Genomic DNA, 24910 nt, shown 5'->3' on the forward strand with positions numbered 1-24910 from the left:
CCCTGCACGCGATACTTGGAGTGCCATTGTGCAACGTAATCGAAAGCGAATCCTCGTAACAGGTGGCGCGGGTTTCCTCGGTTCGCATCTTTGCGAGCGCCTGGTCGAACTCGGTCACGACGTCTTGTGCGTCGACAACTATTTCACCGGCACGAAGCAGAACGTCGCGGCGCTGCTCGGCAACCCGAGCTTCGAGGCGCTGCGTCACGACGTCACCTTTCCGTTGTACGTGGAAGTGGACGAGATCTACAACCTCGCCTGCCCGGCTTCGCCGATCCACTATCAATTCGATCCCGTGCAGACCACCAAGACCAGCGTGATGGGCGCGATCAACATGCTGGGGCTCGCCAAGCGCACGCATGCGCGCGTTCTGCAAACCTCGACGAGCGAGGTGTACGGCGACCCTGACGTGCACCCGCAACCGGAAAGTTACCGCGGCAACGTCAACCCGCTCGGGCCGCGCGCCTGCTACGACGAAGGCAAACGTTGCGCGGAGACGCTGTTCTTCGACTATCACCGCCAGCAGAACGTACGCATCAAGGTGGTCCGCATCTTCAACACGTACGGGCCGCGCATGCATCCCAACGACGGCCGCGTGGTGTCCAACTTCATCGTGCAGGCGCTGCGCGGCGACGACATCACGCTGTATGGCGACGGCAGCCAGACCCGGGCCTTCTGCTATGTCGACGACATGGTCGACGGTTTGATCCGGATGATGGCCACGCCCGCGGAGCTCACCGGCCCGATCAACCTCGGCAATCCGCACGAGATCGCGGTCAGCGAACTGGCGCAGATCATCTTGCGCCTGACCGGCTCGAAGTCGCGGCTCGTATTCCGTCCGCTGCCAAAGGATGATCCGACCCAACGTTGCCCCGACATCAGCCTCGCACGCGCCCACCTCGACTGGGAGCCGACGATCGGGCTCGAAACGGGGCTGCGGCGGACCATCGATTATTTCTGTTCGACGCTCGCTGCCTGACGGCGCACCTGGAAGCCCCGCTTCGATGAGCGGAGGGGAATGGCATGACGGGGTGACGTCGCCTGGACGATGTCCCATTTTTACGTGACAGACGTGATGCGGAGACCATGCTCCAATCCGGTCGTACCGTTAACACCATTGGCCGGGATGAAGCGATTCTCGTGCGCCAGTGTCCATCAATCCGCCTCGCAAGCCGGATCTTCGCGCATGGAAAAAATCGAGTATCTTAAGCAGGTCGAATCGAACGCGCGAACCTACGCAACCTCTTTCCCGCGGCTGTTTACCCATGCGAAGGGCATACGCGTACGCGACGCCGACGGGCAGGAATACATCGACTGCCTGTCGAATGCGGGCACGCTCGCGCTCGGACACAATCACCCGGAAGTCAATGAAGCCGTGATGCGGTTTCTGTCGTCCGATCAGATGCAACAGGCACTCGACCTGGCGACGCCGGCCAAGCACGCGTTCGTCGAGCAGCTTTTCTCGCTCCTGCCCGGGAAGATCGCCGAATCCGGCAAGATCCAGTTTTGTAGCCCGAGTGGGGCGGACGGCGTCGAAGCGGCGATCAAGCTGACCCGGCACTATACGGGCCGCCCGGCGATCATGGCGTTCCACGGCGCCTACCACGGCATGACGGCCGGCGCACTCGCCGTGTCGGGAAACCTCACGCCGAAATCGGCCGGCGGCAACGGACGCGACGTTCATTTCCTGCCCTATCCCTATGCCTTTCGCTGCCCGTTCGGCACCGACGGCTCGGCGACCGATCAACTCAGCATCAACTACATCCGGACCGTCCTGTCCGATCCGGAGAGCGGGATCACCAAACCGGCGGCCATCATCATCGAAGTCGTGCAAGGCGAAGGGGGTTGCATCCCCGCTCCCGACACCTGGCTGATCGAGTTGCGTGAGCTGACGCTGCGGCATGAAATCCCGTTGATCGTCGATGAAGTGCAGACCGGACTCGGTCGAACCGGCGCGCTGTTCGCTGTCGAACATTCCGGCATCCGGCCGGACGTACTCGTGCTGTCGAAGGCATTCGGCGGCGGCTATCCATTATCGGTGGTGGTCTACGACGAGCGCCTGGACACCTGGCCGCCGGGCGCGCATGCCGGCACCTTTCGAGGCAACCAGATTGCGATGGTGGCCGGCTTGTCGACCATGCGCATCGTCGAACGGGAGAATCTGTCGGCACACGCGGACCGGGTCGGCAAACTGCTGGTGGCCGGCCTCGAGGGGCTTGCCGAACGCTTTCCGTGCCTCGGCCAGATTCGCGGCCGCGGCCTGATGATCGGCGCTGAAGTCGTCGTGCCCGGCACCCATGGCCGAACCGGCCCGCCCCACACGGAACGGGCAAAAGCCATCAAGCGGAACTGCCTGCGAAACGGGCTCATCGTCGAAACCGGCGGGCGCAACGGCGCGGTACTCCGGTTCCTGCCGCCGCTGATCGTTTCGGAAGCGGATATCCACGAAATCCTCAATCGCTTCGAGCATGCCGTGGAAACGGCCTGCCGTGCCTAGCCGCACCGCGGCGCGACCATGCAGGCCGACCCGTTCGGTTGCGCCGTGATCCACGTACAGGAAAGGACTATTGACGATGCTGGGCATGACGGAACGCAAGCTGCTTGCCGAGGGTAGCTCGCCGTGGCTGCTGGAACCCGTGTCGAATGGGCGTGATCTCGCGCACGCGGTGAACGACAACCGGGCGGCACTCGAATCCCGGCTGGTGGAACATGGCGCACTGCTGTTTCGCGGCTTCGACGTTTCATCCGTGGGCGGCTTCGAAGCGTTTGCTCACGCGATTTCGGCCCATCAGTCCGACTACGTCTATCGTTCCACGCCACGCACCTCGATCGGCAACGGCATCTTCACCGCAACCGAGTATCCGCCGAGCGAGACGATCGCCCTTCATTGCGAAAACGCATATCAACGAAGCTGGCCGCTGAGAGTCGCATTCTGTTGCCTGACGCCGGCCGCGACCGGCGGCGAAACGCCGATTGCCGACATGCGGGAGGTGAGCCGCCGAATCGGACCGCGCCTCCTGGATCACTTCGAAGCGAAACAGGTCCGCTATGTCAGGCACTACCGGCGGCACGTCGACATTCCGTGGGAAACCGTGTTCCAGACCCGCGACCGCAGCCAGGTTGCCGCCTTCTGCGCGGACAACGGCATCGAGCATGAATGGCTCGACGACGACACGTTGCGCACCGCCCAGGTCAACCAGGGCGTGGCCTACCATCCGGTCACCGGCGACCGGGTGTTCTTCAATCAGGCCCATCTGTTCCATCTGTCGAACCTGGAAGCCTCGCTCGCCCGTTCGATCGTCAGCCTGTTCGGCGAGGATCGCATTCCGCGCAATGCCAGCCACGGCGACGGGAGTCCATTCGATCTCGCCGACCTCGAGCAGATCCGCACCGCGTTCCGCGCATGCGCGATCACGTTTCCATGGCAGCGAGGCGACGTCCTGCTGGTCGACAACATGCGCTTCGCGCATGGCCGCAACCCGTTCGAAGGCGAGCGCAAGGTCGTCGTGTCACTGCTGGACCCGTACGCGCCCGACCTCGAAGGAAGCGCCGATCGTTAGCAAGCGCGAGCGTGCACCTCAATAACAAGCCGTATTGATCCGGTGCGCGAAACGCCGTGTCCTTGGATTACGGGGCAGACGTCGGATTAGAGCGATGCTCTAATTTCAATACCGTCCAACGAAGCACGCTTGGCGGGATCGCCACGACCGGTCCTGAGATATTCAACGTTTAGAAGACAACGAAGGTTGAGCATGCTTCCCGATACAAAATTCAGGACTGTTACAGAAATTCTGTTGTTTCGCGGCAAGGTAGAACCGGAGAAGACGGCATTCATTTTTCTCGAGAACGGCGAAGCGGAACTGACCCGGCTCACGTTCGGCGACCTCGACAAGCGGGCGCGCGGCATCGCCGCCAGGCTGCAGGACATCGCGCAACCGGGCGATCGCGTCCTGCTGGTCTATCCGCCCGGGCTCGAATTCATCTGCGCATGGGTCGGATGCCTGTACGCCGGCCTGATCGGCGTACCTGCGTATCCGCCGCGCAGGCATCGCCCCGCCGATCGTCTCAAGGCGATCGTCGCCGACGCCGGGCCGGTCGTCGCGCTGACCGATGCAGCCACACTCGACGGCATCGCGCATCACGCGGACGGTTATTCCGACACGCTGGAACTGAAGATCCTCGCGACGGACCAGCGCTTCGACGCGCCGGCCGAACACTGGCGCGCACCGGACATCACGCCGCAGACGCTGGCGCTTCTGCAATACACGTCAGGCTCCACCGGTACGCCGAAAGGCGTGATGATCAGTCATGCGAACATCCTGAGCAACATGGCGGTCATCGCCGAGGCGAGCGACGCCGATGCGTCGACGGTGTTCGTCAGCTGGCTCCCGGTGTTTCACGACATGGGGTTCTTCGGGAAGGTGCTGCTGCCGATCTATCTCGGCGTGCTGTCGGTGCTGATGGCGCCCGCGGCGTTCGTGCAGAAGCCCCTCCGCTGGCTGCAGGCCATCACGAAGTATCGCGGCACGCATTGCGCCGCGCCGGATTTCGCGTATGACCTGTGCGCGCGCAAAATCTCCGATGAAGCGCGCGCGCAGCTCGATCTGAGCAGCTGGCGGGTTGCGTTCAACGGCGCGGAACCGGTGCGCGCGGAGTCGGTGGCGCGTTTTTCGCGCGCCTTCGCCGCATGCGGCTTCCACGCGCACACCATGCGCCCGGTCTACGGGATGGCCGAGGCGACCTTGTTCATCTCCGGTCAGCCGGCACGCTCGCTGCCGCGCGTGGCGGACTACGACGCCGACGGCCTCGCGCAAGGCGTGGCGACGAGAAGCGACCAAGGCAAGCGCCACGCGCTGGTCTCATGCGGTCGGACCTGGGCGGAGCACCGCCTGCGGATCGTGAATCCGGATACCGGTGAGCGCTGCGCGCCCGGCCGGATCGGCGAAATCTGGTTGACGGGCCCGAGCGTCGGCGTCGGCTACTGGAACCGCGTCGAGGAAACGGAACGCACCTTCGGCGCGAAGCTGGATGGCGATGATGCGCGTTACCTGCGCACGGGCGATCTCGGTTTCGTCGATGGCGAGGACCTGTTCGTCACCGGCCGTTTGAAAGACCTCATCATCGTCGCCGGCCGCAATCACTACCCGCAGGATCTCGAACAAACCGCGGAGGGAAGCCACCCCGCGCTGGCGCCCAATGCATCGGCGGCTTTCTCGATCAACGTCGACAACGTGGAGCGGATCGTCGTCGCCTGTGAAGTGCGCCGGGAAGCGCTCAACACGCTGGACGCGGAAGCCGTCGCCGCGGAGATCCGGCGCACGCTCGCCGAAGCGCACGACGTCGATCTGTATGCGGCTGTGCTGTTGAAGCCCGCCACGATCCTGCGCACGTCCAGCGGCAAAATCCAGCGGAGCCGGATCAGGCAGGCATTCATCGATGAACAGGGACTCGCGATCGCGGGCGAGTGGCGCCGTGCGTTCTCCGCGCCGCCGGCCGCCCCGCAACCGGCCACGCCACGCGACACGCAAGCGCTGGTGCAATGGTGCATCGAACGTGTCTCGCGTCTGTCGGGAATCGACGCCGGCAAGATCGACCCCGACGCGCCGTTCAGCATCCACGGGCTCGATTCGAAGGACGCCATCCAGCTCTCGGGCGAGTTGCAGGACTGGCTCGGGCGGCCGGTTTCCCCGACCGTCGTCTACGATTTTCCGAGTATTTCGCTGCTGGCGCGCCATTTGAGCGGCACCGGGAACGCCATGCCGGACCCGGCGCCCGGCTCGGCCGCAGCACGCGCGGATATCGCGATCGTCGGCATGGGATGCCGTTTCCCCGGCGCCGGCAATCCCGACGCATTCTGGCAGTTGCTGCTGGAGGGCCGGGACGCGGTCGGCGCGTCGACGCAGCGCGGCGCCGACCTTCCGCCCGCCGGACTGCTGGACCAGGTCGATCAGTTCGATGCGGCATTCTTCGGCATCAGCGCCCGCGAAGCGGAATCGATGGATCCGCAACAGCGTCTGCTGCTGGAGGTGGCCTGGGAGACGCTCGAGCATGCGGGGATCGCACCCGGCAGTCTCGCCGGCGGCCGCACCGCGGTCATCGTCGGCATCAGCAATTCGGACTACATCCGGCTGGCGCAGGACGAAGTCGCGGACGTCGGCCCTTATGTCGCGACGGGCAATGCGCTCAGCGTCGCCGCCAACCGCATTTCCTACGCGCTCGATCTGCGCGGCCCAAGCTGGGCGGTCGATACCGCGTGTTCGTCCTCGCTCGTCGCGGTGCATCAGGCGTGCCGCGCGCTGCAGCGCGGCGAGTCCGATGCGGCACTGGCCGGCGGGGTCAACCTGATTCTGGCGCCGCAATTGAGCGCGTCCTTCACGCAAGCGGGCATGCTGTCGCCGGACGGCCGATGCAAGGCGTTCGATGCATCAGCGAACGGTTACGTGCGCGGCGAAGGCGTGGGCATGGTGCTGCTCAAGCGGCTCGACGATGCGCTCGCGAACGGCGACACCGTGTTCGCCTTGATCCGCGGCTCCGCGGTGAATCAGGATGGACGCAGCCATGGCCTGACCGCGCCCAACGGCCCGGCCCAGCAGGCCGTGATTCATAGTGCGCTGCGCGATGCCGGCGTACGCGCGCAGGACATCGGCTTCGTCGAGGCGCACGGTACAGGCACACCGCTCGGCGACCCGATCGAATTGAACGCGCTGGCGGCCGTCCTGAACGACTCCCGCCGGCCGGACGAGCACTGCTGGATCGGCTCGGTCAAGACCAACATCGGCCACCTGGAATCGGCGGCGGGCATCGCCAGCCTGATCAAGACCGCCCTTGCGCTACACCATCGCGCCATTCCGCCGAACCTCCATTTCCGGTCGATCAATCCGCAGATCGCGCTCGACGGCACGCCGTTCCGCATGCCGCAGCAGGTCACGCCGTGGGATTCGAAACACGGGCCGCGCGTGGCCGGCGTCAGTTCGTTCGGCTTCGGCGGCACCAACGCGCACCTGATCCTGTCCGAAGCGCCCCGGCCCGCGGAGATCGAAGCCGACCCGGCAGCGCCCGCGGCGCGCGTCGTGACGCTCTCCGCGCGCACGCCGGAAGCGTTGCACGCGCTCGCTGCGTCCTATGCGGCCTACCTCGACGCCCATCCCGAGGCCCGTGTGCGGGATTTCGCATTCACGGCCAATTCCGGGCGCACTCACTTCACGCGGCGCGCGGCCATCGTCGCATCGAGTCTCGATTCGTTGCGTTCGCAACTTGGTGCCGTTTCGTCCGGCAAGCCAGCCGAAACGCCGCCTGCGGTGACATTCCACTTTTGCGCCGACGACGGCGGCAGCGCCGACGCGGTTCGACAATTGCGCTCGGCCAGCCCCGCTTTCGACGCGCTGATGCAGCGGCAATCCGAGGCGCCCGGGCTCGCCCTCGCCGAAGCCGGGTTCACGGCATTCCAGCGCGCGCTCGCGCAACTGTGGATGTCGTTCGGCATCACGCCGAATGCCGTCAGCAGCGCGGGCGACGGGCATCGCGCCGCAGCCTCGTGGGCGGACATGCCGCAGACGCCGGACGGCGGTGCGGCGGAAAACCGCGTCGTGATCGAAATCGGCACGCACACGGCCGCGTGGGACGCGATCCTGCACACGCTCGCCGCGCTGTACGTACGCGGCGCGTCGATCGACTGGGATGCCGTGGAGCGGGGCGCACCGCACCGCCGGCTCGCGCTGCCGACCTACCCGTTCGAGCGTCGCGGCTTCTGGATCACGCCACGTGCGCCGCGGCATCCGTTGCTCGGGCGCCTCATGGAGCAGCACGCGCATGCGCCGGCCACGTGGATCTGGCAATCGCGTCTCGATGCGCCGGCCACCACCTTTCTCGACGGTCATCGCGTCAAGGGCTCGCCCGTCCTGCCCTATTCCGCGTTCGTAGAAATGGCACTGTCGGCCACGTCGGAAATCGGTGCTGCCGGCCATACGACGTTGAAGGACCTCGCGCTGCATGCGCCGTTGCCGCTGCATCCGCATGCATCGCGCACCGTGCAGACCGTGCTGAGCCGCCGGTCCTGGGGACCGTTTTCGTTTGCCGTCTATCACCGGATCGACGACACCCGCGCCACCCCGACGTGGCAGATGTGCGCGAGTGCCGAGATTCACGAATCGGATCGGAGCCACGCATGAAATTCGGCCTGATGTTCTTCGCCAGCAGTGAAGAGGCGCTGTCCGGCAACAAGTACCAGCTCGTGATGGAAAGCGCGCGCTTCGCCGATGCGAACGGGTTCTCCAGCGTCTGGGTGCCGGAGCGCCATTTCACCGAATTCGGCTCGCTGTACCCGAATCCCGCCGTCCTGCACGCCGCGCTCGCGGCGGCCACCCAACGCGTGAAGCTGGTCGCGGGCAGCGTGGTCGCGGCGCTGCACAACCCGATCCGGATCGCGGAAGAATGGTCGATGGTGGACAACCTGTCGAACGGCCGCGTGGGCGTGTCGTTCGCGTCCGGATGGAATCCGGACGACTTCGTGTTCGCCCCGGACAAATATGCGAGCCGGCAGGACGACATGCTGGCGACGATGCGCACGGTCCAGCATCTGTGGCGCGGCGGCATGCTGAAGGCGACGAACGGCGTCGGCAAGCCGGTGCAGTTGCGCATCTATCCGACGCCGGTGCAGCCGGAGCTGCCCGTGTGGGTGACCGCCGCGAGCAATCCGCAGACGTTCGTGCGCGCCGGCGAAACCGGCGCCAACCTGCTGACCCACGTGCTCGACCAGGATCGCGACCAGCTCGCGCACAAGATCGCCCTCTACCGCGACGCGCGCGCGAAGCACGGCTTCGATCCGGCGGCCGGCACCGTGTCCGTGATGCTGCACACGTTCGTCGGCGACGATGCGGCGCAGGCGCGCGAACAGGCGCGTGTGCCGTTCTGCAACTACATCCGCGGCAATATCGGGCTGTTGAACGGGCTGGCGCAGAGCCGCGGCCAGTCGGTCGACGTGCGCGCGATGGGCGCACGCGAACTGGACGAGTTCGTCGAGTTTCTCTATGAACGCTTCGCGCAATCGCGCGGGCTCATCGGCACGCCGGAAACCTGCGTCGACCTGGTGCGGGATCTCGCGTCGATCGGCGTGGATGAAGTGGCCTGCCTGCTGGATTTCGGTCCGCCGGTCGAGCGGATCCTCGGCAATCTTCCGCAGTTGCGTCGACTACGGGAGATGTGCGCGCCCAGGCAAGCCGCCGCGCAGACGCGATTCGATGCCGCCGAGGTGCAGGCCCGCTGCCCGGAAACGACGTCGGGCGCGGACTTCAATGGCGAAATCCGGCAGCACGGCGTGCAGATCGACGGCGTGTTCGACGCGATCCGGCAGATCTGGCGTACGACCGGCGAGGCGCTGGGGAAAATCAGCCTGCCGGCCGACGCGCTGGCATCGTCGCCGTACCAGGTCCACCCCGCCTTTCTCGACGCGTGCAGCCGCGTGCTCGCCGCCGCCATCGATCCGGACGCGCTGGCGTCGGGCGACCTGTACCTGCCCAGCTCGATCGGTGCGGTACGAGTGCATCAGCCGCCGTCGTCGACCGACGCATGGAGTCACGCCACGCTGCGCAAGCCGGTCGGACAGGGCACGCTGGAGGGCGACATCCGCGTCCATGACCTTGCAGGGCGACTGCTGATCGAGATCGATGGGCTGCGGTTGCAGCAGGTGCGCGCGGGGCGCGCCGCCGAGCGGCACGACTTCGCCGCGCTGCTTTATCAACGCGTCTGGAGACCGTCGAACGTCGACGCGGCAACCGGCGGTTCCGCGCAGGGCGAGTGGCTGATTCTCGCGGACCGCGGCGGCGTGGGCGCACAGCTGTCGGCGCTGCTGGAAGCCAACGGCGATACGTGCACGCTGCGCTTCGCCGACGCGACGCCGGACCTGCCCGCGCCCGACCGCCCGCTGAAGGGCGTCATCCACCTGTGGAGTCTCGATCTCGCGCCCGCCGACATCGCGGCGAGACGGCGTGCCAGCGCGAGCGTGCTGCACCTGGTCAGGGCGCTTGCGTCACGCGCGCCGTCGGCCCGGCAGGCGCGTCTATGGCTGGTGACGTCGGGCGCGATGAATGTTCTGGAGGGCGAATCGATCGCGGTGGCGCAGGCCCCGCTGTGGGGATTGGGCCGCGCGATCGCGGTCGAGCATGCGGCGCTGTGGGGCGGGCTCGTCGACCTCGATCCCGCGCAGCCGTCGGCGGCGCACATCGTGCAAGCGGTACAGGCGGGCGGCCGGGAAGACATGGTCGCGTTTCGCCGCGACCAGCGCTACGTCGCGCGCATCGCCCGCGACAATCGCGAATTCGTCAGCCACCGGCCGATCCGGTTCCACGATGACGCAACGTATCTCGTGACCGGCGGGCTCGGCGGGCTCGGCCTGCGGCTCGCGTCCTGGCTCGCCGACCACGGCGCCGGGAAAATCGTCCTGCTGGGGCGCGGCGAACCTTCCGCCGCGCACGAGACAATCCTGCGCACACTCGACGCGCGGTTCATTCGCGCCGACCTGTCGCGTCGCGAGGACGTCGAGCAGGCGCTCGATGAAATCGCGCAGTCGATGCCGCCGCTCAAAGGGGTCTTTCATCTCGCCGGCGCGCTCGACGATGCGCTGCTGACGCGCCAGGACGACGACGCCTTCCATCGCGCCGGCAGCGGCAAGGCCGACGGCGCCTGGTATCTGCACGAGCTGACGGCCGGCTTGCCGCTCGACCATTTCGTGCTGTTCTCGTCGATGGCCGCGCTGATCACCATGCCGGGCCAGGGCAACTACGCGGCGGCGAACAGCTTCCTCGACGCGCTCGCCCAGCATCGGCGCGCGCAGGGGCAACCGGGGCTCAGCGTCAATTGGGGGCCGTGGGCCGAGATCGGCCATGCCGCCACCGACTACGGACGGCGCGCGCACGAACAGCTGGGCGCGCTCGGCGTCGGCACGCTGCCGCCCGAACTGGCCATCGCGACGCTGGAACGGCTGGTGGCGTCCGGCGTCGCGCAGTCCGGGGTCGCGCAAATCGACTGGCCGACCCTGTTCCGGGTCGATGCGCCGGCCGCCGGGTCCGCGCTGTTTTCCGAGCTGGCGCAACCGGCCGCGCAGCCCGTGCAGCAGGACACGGCGTTGCTGCGCCAGCTGCATGCATGCGCGCCGCGCGAGCGGGTCGAGCTCGTCACCGACACGCTCGCGGCGATGCTCGCCGAGACCTTGCGTCTGTCCGGCCCCGACGCCATCGCGCCCGAGCAATCGCTGCTCGATCTCGGCCTGGATTCGCTGGTCGCGCTCGAACTGACCGATCGCCTCACCAAGGTGTTCGGCAGGCCGTTTCGCGCGACGCTGTTCTTTTCCTATCCGAACCTGCGGGCGCTCGCCCAGTACGTGCTCAACGAACTGTCGCCGTCGCTCCCCGCGCCGGTCGTCGACGAAGCATCCGACGACCTCGACGAGGACGACCTTTCCGAACTGATCGCCCAGGAGATCGGCACCCAATGAACGCCAAGGCCACGCATGCACTGAAAGCCGCGCTCGACGAATTGCGCCTGCGGCGCGCGGAAATCGCGGCGCTGCGTTCGGACCGCAACGAGCCGATCGCCGTCATCGGCATGGCTTGCCGCTTCCCCGGCCGCAGCGATACGCCGGACGCGTTCTGGCAACTGCTCGACGGCGCGCGCGATGCCGTCACCGAAGTGCCGGGCGAACGCTGGGACATCGATCGCTACTACGACCCCGATCCGTCCGCGCCCGGCAAGATGGCGACCCGCCACGGCGCCTTTCTCGAACGCGTGGATCAATTCGACGCGGCGTTCTTCGGGATCGCGCCGCGCGAAGCGACCTACCTCGATCCGCAGCAACGGCTCCTGCTCGAAGTGGCGTGGGAGGCGCTCGAGAACGCCCATCTCGCGCCCGAGCGCTTCCGCCAGTCCGCCACGGGCGTGTACGTCGGCATCACCTGCTTCGACCACGCGATCCAGGTGTCCAATGCGTCGATGCCGTCGAGCAGCTACGCGGGCACGGGCAGCGCGCTGAACATGGCCGCGGGCCGGCTGTCGTTCGTGCTGGGCCTCACCGGCCCGAGCATGGCGATCGACACCGCCTGCTCGTCGTCGCTGGTGTGCCTGCACCTGGCCTGCGAAAGCCTGCGCTCGCGCGAAACCGGCATGGCGCTCGCGGGCGGCGTCAACCTGATGCTGTCGCCCGAGGTCATGGTCAGTTTCTCGCAGGCGCGCATGCTGTCGCCGGACGGACGCTGCAAGACCTTCGACGCGGCGGCGGACGGCTACGTGCGCGGCGAAGGGTGCGGCATGGTGGTGCTCAAGCGCCTCGCCGACGCGCTCGCCGACGGCGACCGGGTGCTCGGCATCGTGCGCGGCACGGCGGTCGACCAGGGCGGCGCGGGCGGCGGGCTGACCGTGCCGAGCCGCGATTCGCAGGAACGGGTGATCCGCCGCGCGCTGAACCAGGCCGGCGTCGCGCCCGGCGACGTCTCGTATGTCGAGGCCCACGGTACCGGGACGTCCCTCGGCGACCCGATCGAGGTCGAAGCGCTGGCCGGCGTCTACGGCGCCGGGCGCACGGCGGACGAGCCGCTCGTGATCGGTTCGGTCAAGACCAATATCGGGCATCTGGAATCGGCCTCCGGCATCGCCGGCCTGATCAAGGTCCTGCTGTCGTTCGAGCACGACCGGATTCCGGCGCACCTGCATTTCACCCGACCCAATCCGCATACGCCGTGGCAGGAGATCCCGATCCGCGTCGCCGCCGATCCGGTCGCGTGGCAGCGCGGGGAACGCAAGCGCATCGCCGGGGTGAGCGCGTTCGGATTCAGCGGCACCAATGCCCACGCGATCGTCGAGGAGCCGCCCGTCGCGCCGGTGCACGCCGCGCAGCGCGCGCTGCTGCTGCTGTCGGCACGATCCGAAGCGGCGCTGGCGGCGCTCGTGCAGCGCTACGAGCGCGCGATCGACGGCGCGACGCCGCAGGAGCTGGCCGCCATCTGCCGCGCCGCCGCCACCGGACGGAGTCACTATCCGTTTCGCGCGGCCTATGTGTCGGGCGTGAGGGCCGCGTCGGCGGCAGCGGCGCGCACGGGCAAGGCGTTGCGCGTGGGCTTCATGTTCGGCGCGCCGGACACCGGCGTCGCACGCGCGCTCCACGCGTCGGAACCGCTGTTCCGCGATGCGTTCGCGCGTTGCGCGGTGCCGCTGGAGGCGCTCGAGACCAACGCGGGCCGCTTCGCGATCCAGTTCGCATGGGCGGAACTGTGGAAGGAATGGGGCATCCGCCCAGCCGTCGTGTCGGGCCATGGCATCGGCGAATATGTCGCGGCCTGCGTGGCGGGCGTCGTGAGCGTGGCCGACGCGCTGCGCGTCGTGACCGCCCGTTCGGATGCCGAAGCGTTGCACGCCGTGCTTCAGGACATCTCGCTCGCACGGCCGTCGGTCCGCCTGATTTCGGGCTGTCTCGGCACCGAAGTGACCGACGAGGTGACACACCCGTCGTACTGGTTGCAACTGGCCGGCGCGTCGGATCAAGCCGATGCGCCGCACCCGCCGGAAGGGCTCGCCGACGGCTGGCTGCCGCCGCCCTGCGCGGGCGATGCACTGGAACACGCACTCGCGGCGCTGTACGTGCAGGGCGCGCAGTTCGACTGGCGCGCGCTGTTCCCGGCGCCCGCCCAGCCCGCCACGACCCTGCCGAACTACCCGTTCGAGCGGCAGCGCTTCAGCCTGGAGAAGATCCCGTCGCCCGTCGTCGGCATGGATGCCGGCAGCATCGACGCCGCGGTGCGGCACCTCAAGTCGTCCGGCAAGTACCCGGAGGACATGCTGAACGCGTTTCCGGACCTGCTCAGGACGGCATTCGCCCCCGCCAAAACCACCGCGTCGAACGAAAGCCCGCTCTATCACGTGGTGTGGGAGCCGCAGGCCGCATTGCCGGCGGCACAGACGGCCGCCGACGCGTCCCCGTGGCTGATCTTCGCGGACACGAGCGGTGCCGGCGAGCGGCTTGCGGCGCTGCTGCGGGCGCGCGGCGCAGCCTGCTCGCTGGTGCGCCCCGGCCTCGACTATCTCGGCGACGTGGAAGCGGGCTGGCAGGTCGCGCCCGAGCGGCCGGACGACTTCGTCCGCCTGCTGAACGAGACCGCCGCCCCCGGCCAGCGCATCGTCTTTCTGTGGGCGCTGGACGAAGCCGTCGGCGAGACGCGCATGTCCACGGCGCTGCTGCATCTCGTGCATGCGGTGGTCGGCAGTGAGCGCGAGTGGACGCCTTCGACCCGGCCCAGGATCTCGGTGGTCACGCGCGACGCGGTGGAAGCCGGCGCAGCGCCGCAGGTATCCGGGCTCGCGCAGGCTGCGCTGTCGGGCCTGGCACGCGGGGCGATGATCGAGCATCCGGAATGGTTCGGCACCGCGATCGATCTCGACCCGGCCGCGCCGGAAGACGAGACGCAGGCGCTGCTCCTGGAACTACTCGGCGAGAGCCGCGAGGAACAGGTGGCGTTGCGGCACGGCGCGCGCCATGCCGCGCGCCTGAGCCCGCTCGCGCCAGCCGAAACCGCCGCGCTGCCGGTCGATCCGGACGCGGCCTACCTGATCACCGGCGGGTTCGGCGCGCTCGGGCTGCACACCGCCCGGTGGCTGGCGGCGCGCGGCGCACGCACGCTGATCCTGGTCGGCCGGCAAGGGGCCGCGAGCGACGAGAGCCAGCGGGCGATCGCCGAGCTGCGCGAGCGGAACGTCACGCTGCGCTGCGAGCGCGTCGATATCGCCGACCCCGCGGCGGTCGCCGCTTTCTTCGCCGCGCTCCGGCGCGACGGCGTGCCGCTGCGGGGCATCGTGCACGCGGCCGGCATCGTCGGCTACAAGCCGATCATGCAGGTCGGGCGCGAGGAGCTGGACGCGGTGCTGCAACCGAAGGTGGCCGGCGCGTGGCTGCTCCATCAGCACAGCGGGCACTTTCCGCTCGATTTCTTCATCCTGTTTTCGTCGATCGCGTCCGCGTGGGGTTCGCGCGAGCAGGCGCACTACAGTGCCGCGAACCGCTTCCTCGACGCGCTCGCGCATCATCGTCGCGGCCAGGGCCTGCCGGCGCTGAGCGTGAACTGGGGGCCCTGGGCGCAAGGCGGCATGACGTTCCCCGAGGCGGAAGCGTTGCTGCGGCGCGTCGGCATCCGGTCGCTGGCGGCGGATCGTGCGCTCGACGTGCTGAATCGCCTCCCCGCCGTGCCCCAGGTCGCGGTCGTCGATATCGACCTGGCGCTGTTCCAGGGCTCCTACGAGGCGCGCGGACCCAAGCCGTTCCTCGACCGCGTGCGAGTGGCCAAAAGCGCGCCCGGCGCGCCGTCGATGCCGGCGTTGAGCGACGCGTCGCCGCGCGAGCGCAAGCGCCTGCTGGCGGACAGCATCGATCGCGCGGTGGCCCAGGTGCTCGGCTACGACGCGGGGACGCTCGATCGCGATCTCGGCTTCTTCGAGATGGGCATGGATTCGCTGATGGCGCTGGACGTGCGCACGCAGCTCGAAACCGCGCTGGGCATTCCGTTGTCGGTCGCGCTGTTGTTCGATCATCCGACGGTCAACGCCCTCGCGGATTTCCTCGCGGAGCAGGCGTCCGGCATGGCGGCGGACGCACATGCGGCACCGGCGCAGGCCGTGCCGCAGCCGCGACCGATCGCGCCGGCCATCGAGGCCCGCGACGCCGGCACGCCCGAGCCGATCGCGATCGTCGGCATGAGCTGCCGGTTTCCGGGCACCGCGCACGATCTCGACGCCTACTGGAACTTGCTGAACGACGGGGTGGATGCGATCTCCGAAGTGCCGCGCGAGCGCTGGGATGTCGACGCGTACTACGATCCCGATCCTGAAAAGCCGGGGCGCATGTACTGCCGCTTCGGCGGTTTTCTCGACGACGTCGACCAGTTCGATCCGGCGTTCTTCCGCATCACGCCGCGCGAAGCGAACGCGATGGATCCGCAGCAGCGCCTGTTGCTCGAAGTCAGTCACGAAGCGCTGGAGCATGCCGGCATTCCGGTCGACAGTCTCAAGGGCAGCCGCACCGGCGTGTTCGTCGGCATCACCACCAACGATTACGCAAACCTGCAGCTTCGCAACGGCGGCGGCGCCGGCATCGACGGCTATTTCTTCACCGGCAATCCGCTGAACACGGCGGCCGGCCGCATCTCCTACGGACTGGGCCTGCAAGGGCCGAGCATGGCGATCGATACCGCGTGCTCGTCGTCGCTCACCGCGATCCATACCGCCAGCCAGAACCTGCGCAGCGGCGAGTGCGATCTCGCCATCGCGGGCGGCGTCAACCTGATCCTGTCGCCGGACAACTCCATCGCCGTCTCGCGCACGCGGGCGCTGGCGCCGGACGGCCGCTGCAAGACCTTCGACGCGTCCGCGGACGGCTTCGTGCGCAGCGAAGGCTGCGGCGCGCTGGTGCTCAAGCGCCTGTCCGACGCGCTCGCCGCGGGCGATCGCGTGCTGGCCGTGCTGCGGGGTTCGGCGGTCAACCACGACGGCGCGTCGAGCGGCTTTACCGCGCCGAACGGACGGGCGCAGGAAGCCGTGACCCGCCAGGCGCTGGGCGGGCTGCCCGCCGCGTCCATCGATTACGTGGAAGCGCACGGCACCGGCACCCCGCTCGGCGACCCCGTCGAGTTGCAGGCGCTGGCGACGGTATTCGGCGATGGCCGTGATGAAGGCCGGCGGCTGCGCGTCGGCTCCGTGAAAACCAACATCGGCCACACGGAGTCCGCCGCCGGCATCGCGGGGGTCATCAAGGTCGTGCTGTCGCTGAACCACGACCGCCTGCCCGCCCACCTGCATTTCCGCCAGCCGAGCCCGCTGGTGCAGTGGGACACGCTGCCCCTCGAGATCTGCGCCGAGGCGAGCGCGTGGCCGCGCGGCGAGCGGCCGCGGCGAGCCGGCGTCAGCGCGTTCGGCGCGAGCGGCACCAATGCCCATCTGGTGCTCGAAGAAGCGCCCGCGTCGGCGCGGCCGGTGACACCGTCGAGACACAAGGTGCATCCGCTGGTGCTATCGGCCAAGACGCCTGCGGCGTTGCGCGAGCTGGTCGGGCGCTATCAGCGGCGGCTCGAAGCCGAACCCGGTCTCGACATCGCGGCCGTGGCCTTTTCGGCGGCGACCGGCCGCTCGCATTTCGCGCATCGGCTCGCGTGGCCGGTGACGTCGCTCGACGACGCCCTCGACAAGCTGCGCGCCTTCCACGCGAAGGAACCCGCCGGCACGACGCAGCCCGCCCCCCGCGTGAAGATGGCCTTCCTGTTCACCGGCCAGGGCGCGCAATACGCCGGCATGGGCCGCCGCCTGTACGACGCGTATCCGGTGTTCCGCGACGCCATCGACCGCTGCCGCGCGGTGGCCGATCCGCTGCTCGACAAGCCGTTGCTCGACGTGCTGTCGGCCCAGGGCGAGGACATTCACCAGACCGGCTACAGCCAGCCGGCCCTGTTCTCGCTGCAGTACGCGCTCACCACGTTGCTGGCGTCGTTCGGGGTGGTGCCCGACGCCGTGATGGGCCATAGCGTCGGCGAGTACGCGGCGGCGTGCGCGGCCGGCGTCTTCTCGCCGGAAGACGGCCTGCGGCTGATCGCCGAACGCGGCCGGCTGATGCAGGCGTTGCCCCGCGACGGCGAAATGGCGGCCATCTTCACCGACCTCGCCACCGTCGAGCGCGCGATCGAAGCGTGGCCGCACGAGGTCGCGGTGGCGGCCGTCAACGGCCCGGCGAGCATCGTGATCTCCGGCAAGCGCGAGCGCATCGCGATGCTGGTCGACGCGTTCGCCGCGCAGGACATCCGGTCCGTGCCGCTCAATACGTCGCACGCGTTTCACTCGCCGCTGCTCGAGCCGATGCTGGACCGCTTCCAGGCGGCGGCGAAAGCCGTGCCCGTCGCGCGCCCGGCGCTCCCGTTCTATTCGAATCTCACGGGCGCCGTGATGGACGACGCGCCCACCGACCTGTACTGGCGCCGGCACTGCCGTGAGCCGGTGCAGTTCGCGAGCAGCGTCGAGCGCCTCGCCGAAGCCGGTTTCAACGTGCTGGTCGAAATCGGCCCCAAGCCGGTGCTCGTCAACCTGGCCCGCGCGTGCTGTGCGCCGGACGCCGGGATCCAGTTCCTTGCCCTGCAGCGGCCGCAAGTCGAGCAGCAAGCGCTGATCGAAACGCTGTCGACCCTGTATGCCCGCGGCGTCGATGTCGACTGGGCCCCGACCGAAACACCCGCACCCGCACGCATCGCATTGCCGTCCTATCCCTTCCAACGCAGCCGTACCTGGTTCCAGAAAGCGGACACGTCCATGACTCAGACAAGCGCATCACCCCTCGCCGCCGCACCGACGCACAATCGCAGCGGCGAGGTGCTCGAATGGCTTCGCGGCAAGATCGGCGAATTGATTCAGGCCGATCCCGACACCATCAACATCGAACTGCCCTTCCTCGAGATGGGCGCCGACTCGATCGTGCTGATCGAGGCCATCCGGCACATCGAGGCGGAGTACGGCGTGAAGCTGGCCATGCGCCGCTTCTTCGAAGACCTGGCGACGGTGCAGGCGCTCGCCGAATATGTCGCGGACAACCTGCCGGTGGCCGCCGCGCCGACCGGGGCCGAGGTCGTGGGCGCTTCCGAGGCTGTGGCGGAACCGTCCACGGCGGCGGTTGCGGTTGCGGTCGCGCCGTCCGCGCAGGCGCTTGCGCCGCTCGCCGCCGCGCCGGTGGAATGGGTGGCAGCCGAAGGCGGCTCGACGGTCGAGCGCGTGTTGCGGGAGCAGAATCAGTTGCTGTCCCACGTGATGAGCCAGCAGATGGAACTGCTGCGCACGTCGCTGACCGGGCAGGCCGGCGTCCGGCCGGCGACGGCCGCCGCGCAAGCCGTCGCGAGCACGGCGAGCGTCGCCCCGAAGGCGGCGATCGCGGCACCGGCCGCCGCGCCCGCGGCGAAGCCCGCGCCAGCCGCCGCCGCGGCGCCCGCGGCCGACAATGCGCCGCCCAAGCCGATGATGCCGTGGGGCAGCCCGGTCCAGCAGCGGGCGCGCGGCCTGTCCGCCGCGCAGCAGGAGCATCTCGAGGCGCTGATCGTGCGCTACACGACGCGCACCCGGAAATCGAAGGACTCGGTGCAGGCGTCGCGCCCGGTGCTGGCCGACAGCCGCGCCACGGTCGGCTTCCGCTTTTCGACCAAGGAGATGCTGTATCCGATCGTCGGCGATCGCGCGGCCGGTTCGCGGCTGTGGGACATCGACGGCAACGAGTACATCGATTTCACGATGGGCTTCGGCGTGCATCTGTTCGGCCACACGCCGGATTTCATCCAGCAGCAGGTCACCCGCGAATGGCAGCGCCCGCTCGAACTGGGCGCGCGCTCCAGCCTCGTCGGTGAAGTCGCCGCGCGCTTTGCCCGCGTGACCGGCCTCGATCGCGTGGCGTTCTCGAACACCGGCACCGAGGCCGTCATGACCGCGATGCGGCTCGCGCGCGCCGTGACCGGGCGCGACAAGATCGTGATGTTCACGCATTCGTATCACGGCCACGCCGACGGCACGCTCGCCGCGGCGAACGCGGACGGCGTGACGGAAACCATCGCCCCCGGCGTGCCGTTCGGCTCGGTCGAGAACATGATCCTGCTCGACTACGGCAGCGACGCCGCGCTCGAGGCCATTCGCGGGATGGCGTCGACGCTCGCCGCCGTGATGGTGGAGCCGGTGCAGAGCCGCAACCCTTCGCTGCAACCCGTCGCATTCCTGAAGGAACTGCGCCGCATCACCGAGGAGGCCGGCGTCGCCCTGATCTTCGACGAAATGATCACCGGCTTCCGCGTCCATCCGGGCGGCTCGCAAGCGATGTTCGGCATCAGGGCCGATCTCGCGACGTACGGCAAGATCATCGGCGGCGGCCTGCCGCTGGGCGTGATCGCCGGCACCAGCCGCTTCATGGATGCGATCGACGGCGGCATGTGGACCTACGGCGACCACTCGTTCCCCGCCGCGGACCGCACCGCGTTCGGCGGCACGTTCTGCCAGTATCCGCTCGCGATGGCGGCCGCGCTGGCCGTGCTGGAGAAGATCGAACAGGAAGGCCCGGCGCTGCAGGCCGCGCTCAACGAACGCACCGCGCAGATCGCCGGCACGTTGAATGCGTTCTTCGCGGAGGCCGAGGCGCCGATCAAGGTCACGTGGTTCGGCTCGATGTTCCGCTTCGAATTCACCGAGAACCTCGACCTGTTCTTCTATCACATGCTCGAAAAGGGCATCTACATCTGGGAATGGCGCACCTGCTTCCTGTCCACCGCGCATACGGACGAGGATATCGACCGCTTCATCCGCGCGGTGAAGGACAGCGTCGCCGACCTGCGCCGGGGCGGCTTCATCCGGCCGCACTCGAAACACGGCACGGTGGCCGCGCTGAGCGAAGCGCAACGCCAGCTGTGGGTGCTGTCGGAAATCGATCCCGAAGGGTCGCTCGCCTACAACGTCAACACCACGCTCGAACTGAACGGCCGGCTCGACGAAGCCGCGATGCGCGCGGCCGTCCAGAGCCTGGTCGATCGGCACGAGGCGCTGCGCACCACGGTGATGGCGGACGGGTCGGGCCAGATCGTGCATCCGTCGCTGACACTCGAGATCCCGCTGATCGACACGGAGCAGGACGCGTGGCGGGAGCAGGAAAGCCGCCAGCCGTTCGACCTCGTGAACGGCCCGCTCTTTCGGGCCGCGCTCGTGCGCCTGGGCAGCGAGCGTCACCTGCTGGTGATGACGGCCCATCACATCATCTGTGACGGCTCGACGTTCGGGGTCCTGCTCGAGGACCTGGCCCGCGCGTATGCCGGTGCGGCGCCGGCCGACGCGCCGCTGCAGTTTCGCGCGTACCTGAAGCAGCTCGACGGCCAGCGCCACAGCCCGGAAACGAAGGCGAATCGCGATTACTGGCTGGCGCAATGCGCGCACCAGGCCGCCCCGCTGAATCTTCCGGTGGACTACCCGCGGCCCGCGGTGAAGACGTTTCACGGCGGGCGCGTGTCGCTGCATCTGGACACGGCGGCGGCCGCGACGCTGCGCACCGCGGCCCGTCAGAACGGCTGCACGCTCTACATGGTGCTGCTCGCGGGCTTCAATCTGTTCCTGCACCGCGTCGCCGGCCAACAAGCGATCGTCACCGGCATCCCGGTGACCGGCCGCTCCGTGGCCGGGAGCGACCGCCTCGCCGGCTACTGCACGCATCTGCTCCCGCTGCGCTCCACGCTGCCCGAGCAGGCCACCGTGGCCAGCTTCCTGGCCGGCACCCGGCAGAACCTGCTCGACGCGCTCGAGCACCAGGATTATCCGTTCGCCGAGCTGGTCCGCGAAATCGGCGCACAGCGCGATCTCAACGCCGCGCCGCTGGTGTCGGCGGTCTTCAACCTCGAACCCGTGTCGGCGCTGCCCGAACTGCCCGGCCTGACGGTCGGCCTCGTGGCGCCGCTGATCCGCCATACCGCGTTCGACCTGAACGTCAACGTGCTCGACGCGGGGCAGGCACTCCTGATCGATTGCGACTACAACACCGATCTGTTCGACGCGAGCACGGTGCAGCGTTTCCTCGACATCTACCGGACCCTGCTGACGCATCTCGCGGACGATGCGTCGGCCGCCGTTGCCAAACTGCCGTTGACGAGCGACGCGGAGCGGAACCTGATGACGGTCGAGTGGAACCGCACCGACACGGATTTCGGTGAAGCCGCCGCGCAACCGCTGCATCGCCTGTTCGAACAGCAGGTCGAGCGCACGCCGGATGCCGTCGCGGCCGTCTTCGATGACCAGACGCTCACCTACGCCGAACTCAACCTGCGCGCCAACCGCCTCGCCCACCACCTCATCGCGCTCGGCGTCGGCCCCGATGCGCTCGTCGGCGTCGCCATGGAGCGCTCGCTCGACATGAGCGTCGCGCTGCTCGCGATCCTCAAGGCCGGCGGCGCCTACGTCCCCGTCGACCCCGACTACCCCGCCGAGCGCGTGCGCTTCATGATCGACCACGCGCAGTTGCGCTGGCTCCTCACCCAGCAGCATCTGCGCGACGCGCTGCCCGAGACCGACGCACATGCGATCGTCGTCGATAGCGACTCGCTCGACCTCGATGCCACTGCTGCGTCCAACCCCGCGCCCGCGCTCAACGGCGACAACCTCGCCTACATGATCTACACGTCCGGCTCGACCGGCCGGCCCAAGGGCGCGCTCAACACCCATCGCGCGATCACCAACCGCATCCTGTGGATGCAGCACGCCTACGCACTCGACGCTGACGATACGGTGCTGCAGAAAACCCCGTTCAGCTTCGACGTCTCGGTCTGGGAACTCTTCTGGCCGCTCGTCACCGGCGCGCGCCTCGTGTTCGCCCGACCCGGCGGCCAGCGCGAGACCGACTATCTGGTCGAGCTCATCGAGCGCGAACGCATCACCACGCTCCATTTCGTGCCGTCGATGCTGCGTGCGTTCCTCGATCATCCGGACCTCGACGCGCACTGCGCATCGCTGCGCCGCGTCGTATGCAGCGGCGAGGCGTTGCCCCACGACCTGCAGCAGCGTTGCCTCGAGCGCCTGGACGTCAGGCTGTACAACCTCTACGGCCCGACCGAGGCCGCTGTCGACGTGACCGCGTGGGAGTGCCGCCGCGACGATCCGCACCGCATCGTCCCGATCGGCCGGCCGATCGCCAACACCCGCCTCTACATCGTCGACGCGCAGATGCAGCCCACGCCGATCGGTGTGCCCGGAGAACTGATGATCGGCGGCACGCCGGTCGGGCGCGGCTACCACGGCGAACCTCAACTGAGCGCCGAGAAGTTCATCGCCGATCCGTTCTCCACCGACCCGCTCGCACGCCTCTACCGCACCGGCGATCTCGCGCGCTACCGCCCCGACGGCAACATCGAATTCCTCGGCCGCATCGATCACCAGATCAAGCTGCGCGGCCTGCGCATCGAACCCGGTGAAATCGAGGCGGCGCTGACGTCGCACCCGCTGGTCGACGCCGCCGTCGTGGCGCTGCGCGGCGTGGACGACGGCGCGAGACTGGTCGCATGGCTGTCCTCGTCGCATCCCGAAGCCGAACTGGTCGACGCGGTGCGCGGCCACCTGCGGCAGCGGCTGCCGGATTACATGGTGCCCGCCGCGTTCGTCGTCGTGAGCGCGTTCGAGCAGTTGCCCAACGGCAAGCTCGATCGCGCCAGACTGCCCGAACCCGGCGACGGCCTGGACTACGTCGCGCCCGTCAACGCGCTCGAAGCGCAGTTGACGGCCATCTGGCAGGAAGTGCTCGGCAAGGTTCGGATCAGCACGACCGCCAATTTCTTCGAGCTGGGCGGCAATTCGCTGCTGGCGACGAAGGTCGTCGCGCGCATCCGTCGCGATCTGCATGCGAAGCTGGAAATCCGCAGCCTGTTCGCACTCCCCACCATTTCGAGCCTCGCGAAGCGCATCGCCGATACGCAGCCGATCGACTACGCGCCGGTGACGCCGCTGCCGGCGCAGGCAAGCTACGCGCTCTCCCCGGCCCAGACGCGGCTGTGGGTGCAGGATCGCCTCCATGCGGCGCAAGCCGGCGGGCCGCTGCCCACGTCGCTGCTGTTCGAGGGCGTGCTGGACGTGGACGCACTCGTGCGGGCGTTCCGCGCGTTGAGCGAGCGTCACGAGATCCTGCGCACGCGTTTCGTGCTGGAAGACAACCAGCCGGTCCAGCAAGTCCTGCCGCCCGGCGAAGCCGCGTTCCCGGTCGAGGTCGTGGATCTGCAGGAGGCCGAGGACCGCGATGCCCAGGCCGCGTCGATCGAGGCGAGCGAACGAATCGCGCCGATGGATCTCGCCGCCGGCCCGCTGTTCCGCGTCAAGCTGCTCAGGCTCTCCGAAGTCCGTCACGTCTGCATCTGCACGATGCATCACATCGTGAGCGACGGCTGGTCCACGGAGGTCCTGCTCGACGACCTGTCGGCGCTCTATGACGCATTCGTCCAGCGTCGCGACGATCCGCTGCCCGCCCTCCCGATCCAGTACAAGGATTACGCCGGCTGGCTGAACCGCCTGCTCGCCGGGCCGGACGGCGCGCGCATGAAGGACTACTGGCTGACCAAGCTGGGCGGCGGCCTGCGCGCGCTGGACCTGCCGGGCGACGTCGCGCAGCCGGCCGCGCCGAGCTGGAAATCCTGGCGATTCGAGCTGCCCGCCGCCGAGACGACGGCGCTGGAATCGCTCGGCAAGCGCCACGGCGCGACCTTGTTCATCGCGCTGCTGTCCGCGATCAAGGCGCTGTTCTACCGCCGTTCCGGCCAGGAGGACATCGTCGTCGGCACGCCGGTCGCGGGCCGCGAGCTGCCCGAACTCGAGTCGCAGGTCGGCCCCTACCTGAACGTGCTGGCACTGCGCGATCGTGTCGCGGGCGACGACCGGTTCGACACGCTGCTCACCCGGGTGCGGGACACCACCCTCGAAGCGTTCTCGCACCCGCTGTATCCGCTCGATCGCCTGCTCGACGAGCTGCACATCAAACGCGTGGCGGGACGCAATCCGCTCTTCGACATCGGCCTGACGCTGCAGAACCAGCGACACGGCCCCGTCGATCGCTATGCGGGACAAGTGCATATCGCCGAGCTGCCGGACCACGACCCGCAGGGCGCGGACACGGAAGCCGCAACGGACTTCTGGTTCCTGGCCGAACCGCGCGCCGAGGGCCTCGCGATCCGCGTCGTCTATCACGCGGGGCGGTTCAGCGAGGCGCTGGTGCAAGGCGTCGCCCACGAGCTGACGTCCGTCATCGGCGAGGTGCTGGCCAATCCGGGCGTTCGCATCCGGAACCTGACCCTGGGACACCGCGCGCTGCACGCCGACGCCCGCCAGCCCACCGTCGAACTCAGCGCATTCTAAG

General features: G+C 68.5%; 6 protein-coding genes. All 6 read left to right on the top strand.

The annotated features are described in order from the left end of the window. Positions 1-28: 28 nt before the first annotated feature. Positions 29-979: a UDP-glucuronic acid decarboxylase family protein gene (locus tag QZM35_RS15140; RefSeq protein WP_089476337.1), complete on the top strand. Its 951-nt coding sequence runs from the start codon at positions 29-31 to the stop codon at positions 977-979. A gap of 207 nt (positions 980-1186) precedes the next feature. Continuing rightward, positions 1187-2497, top strand: coding sequence for a diaminobutyrate--2-oxoglutarate transaminase family protein (locus tag QZM35_RS15145; protein ID WP_301776255.1), 1311 nt, complete (start codon positions 1187-1189; stop codon positions 2495-2497). 76 nt (positions 2498-2573) lie between these two features. Next, positions 2574-3560: a TauD/TfdA family dioxygenase gene (locus QZM35_RS15150; protein WP_301776256.1), complete on the top strand. Its 987-nt coding sequence runs from the start codon at positions 2574-2576 to the stop codon at positions 3558-3560. A gap of 192 nt (positions 3561-3752) precedes the next feature. After that, the gene (locus QZM35_RS15155) at positions 3753-8168 is read left to right on the top strand and encodes a beta-ketoacyl synthase N-terminal-like domain-containing protein (protein ID WP_367620788.1); all 4416 of its coding nucleotides are present in this window, start codon (positions 3753-3755) and stop codon (positions 8166-8168) included. After that, the gene (locus QZM35_RS15160; RefSeq protein ID WP_301776258.1) at positions 8165-11488 is read left to right on the top strand and encodes a bifunctional LLM class flavin-dependent oxidoreductase/SDR family oxidoreductase; all 3324 of its coding nucleotides are present in this window, start codon (positions 8165-8167) and stop codon (positions 11486-11488) included. The genes QZM35_RS15155 and QZM35_RS15160 overlap by 4 nt, the downstream gene beginning before the upstream one ends. Beyond that, positions 11485-24909, top strand: coding sequence for a non-ribosomal peptide synthetase/type I polyketide synthase (locus QZM35_RS15165; RefSeq protein ID WP_301776259.1), 13425 nt, complete (start codon positions 11485-11487; stop codon positions 24907-24909). Before QZM35_RS15160 ends, QZM35_RS15165 begins: the two co-directional genes overlap by 4 nt. Position 24910: the final 1 nt, after the last annotated feature.

The sequence above is a fragment of the Burkholderia sp. AU45274 genome (assembly GCF_030482505.1).
Taxonomy (GTDB): Bacteria; Pseudomonadota; Gammaproteobacteria; order Burkholderiales; family Burkholderiaceae; genus Burkholderia.

Excerpts from the sequence above, each read along its gene's own strand:
- QZM35_RS15150 (WP_301776256.1), top strand. The coding sequence starts at position 2,574 with ATGCTGGGCATGACGGAACGCAAGCTGCTTGCCGAGGGTAGCTCGCCG.
- QZM35_RS15165 (WP_301776259.1), top strand. The coding sequence starts at position 11,485 with ATGAACGCCAAGGCCACGCATGCACTGAAAGCCGCGCTCGACGAATTG.
- QZM35_RS15155 (WP_367620788.1), top strand. The coding sequence starts at position 3,753 with ATGCTTCCCGATACAAAATTCAGGACTGTTACAGAAATTCTGTTGTTT.
- QZM35_RS15160 (WP_301776258.1), top strand. The coding sequence starts at position 8,165 with ATGAAATTCGGCCTGATGTTCTTCGCCAGCAGTGAAGAGGCGCTGTCC.
- QZM35_RS15145 (WP_301776255.1), top strand. The coding sequence starts at position 1,187 with ATGGAAAAAATCGAGTATCTTAAGCAGGTCGAATCGAACGCGCGAACC.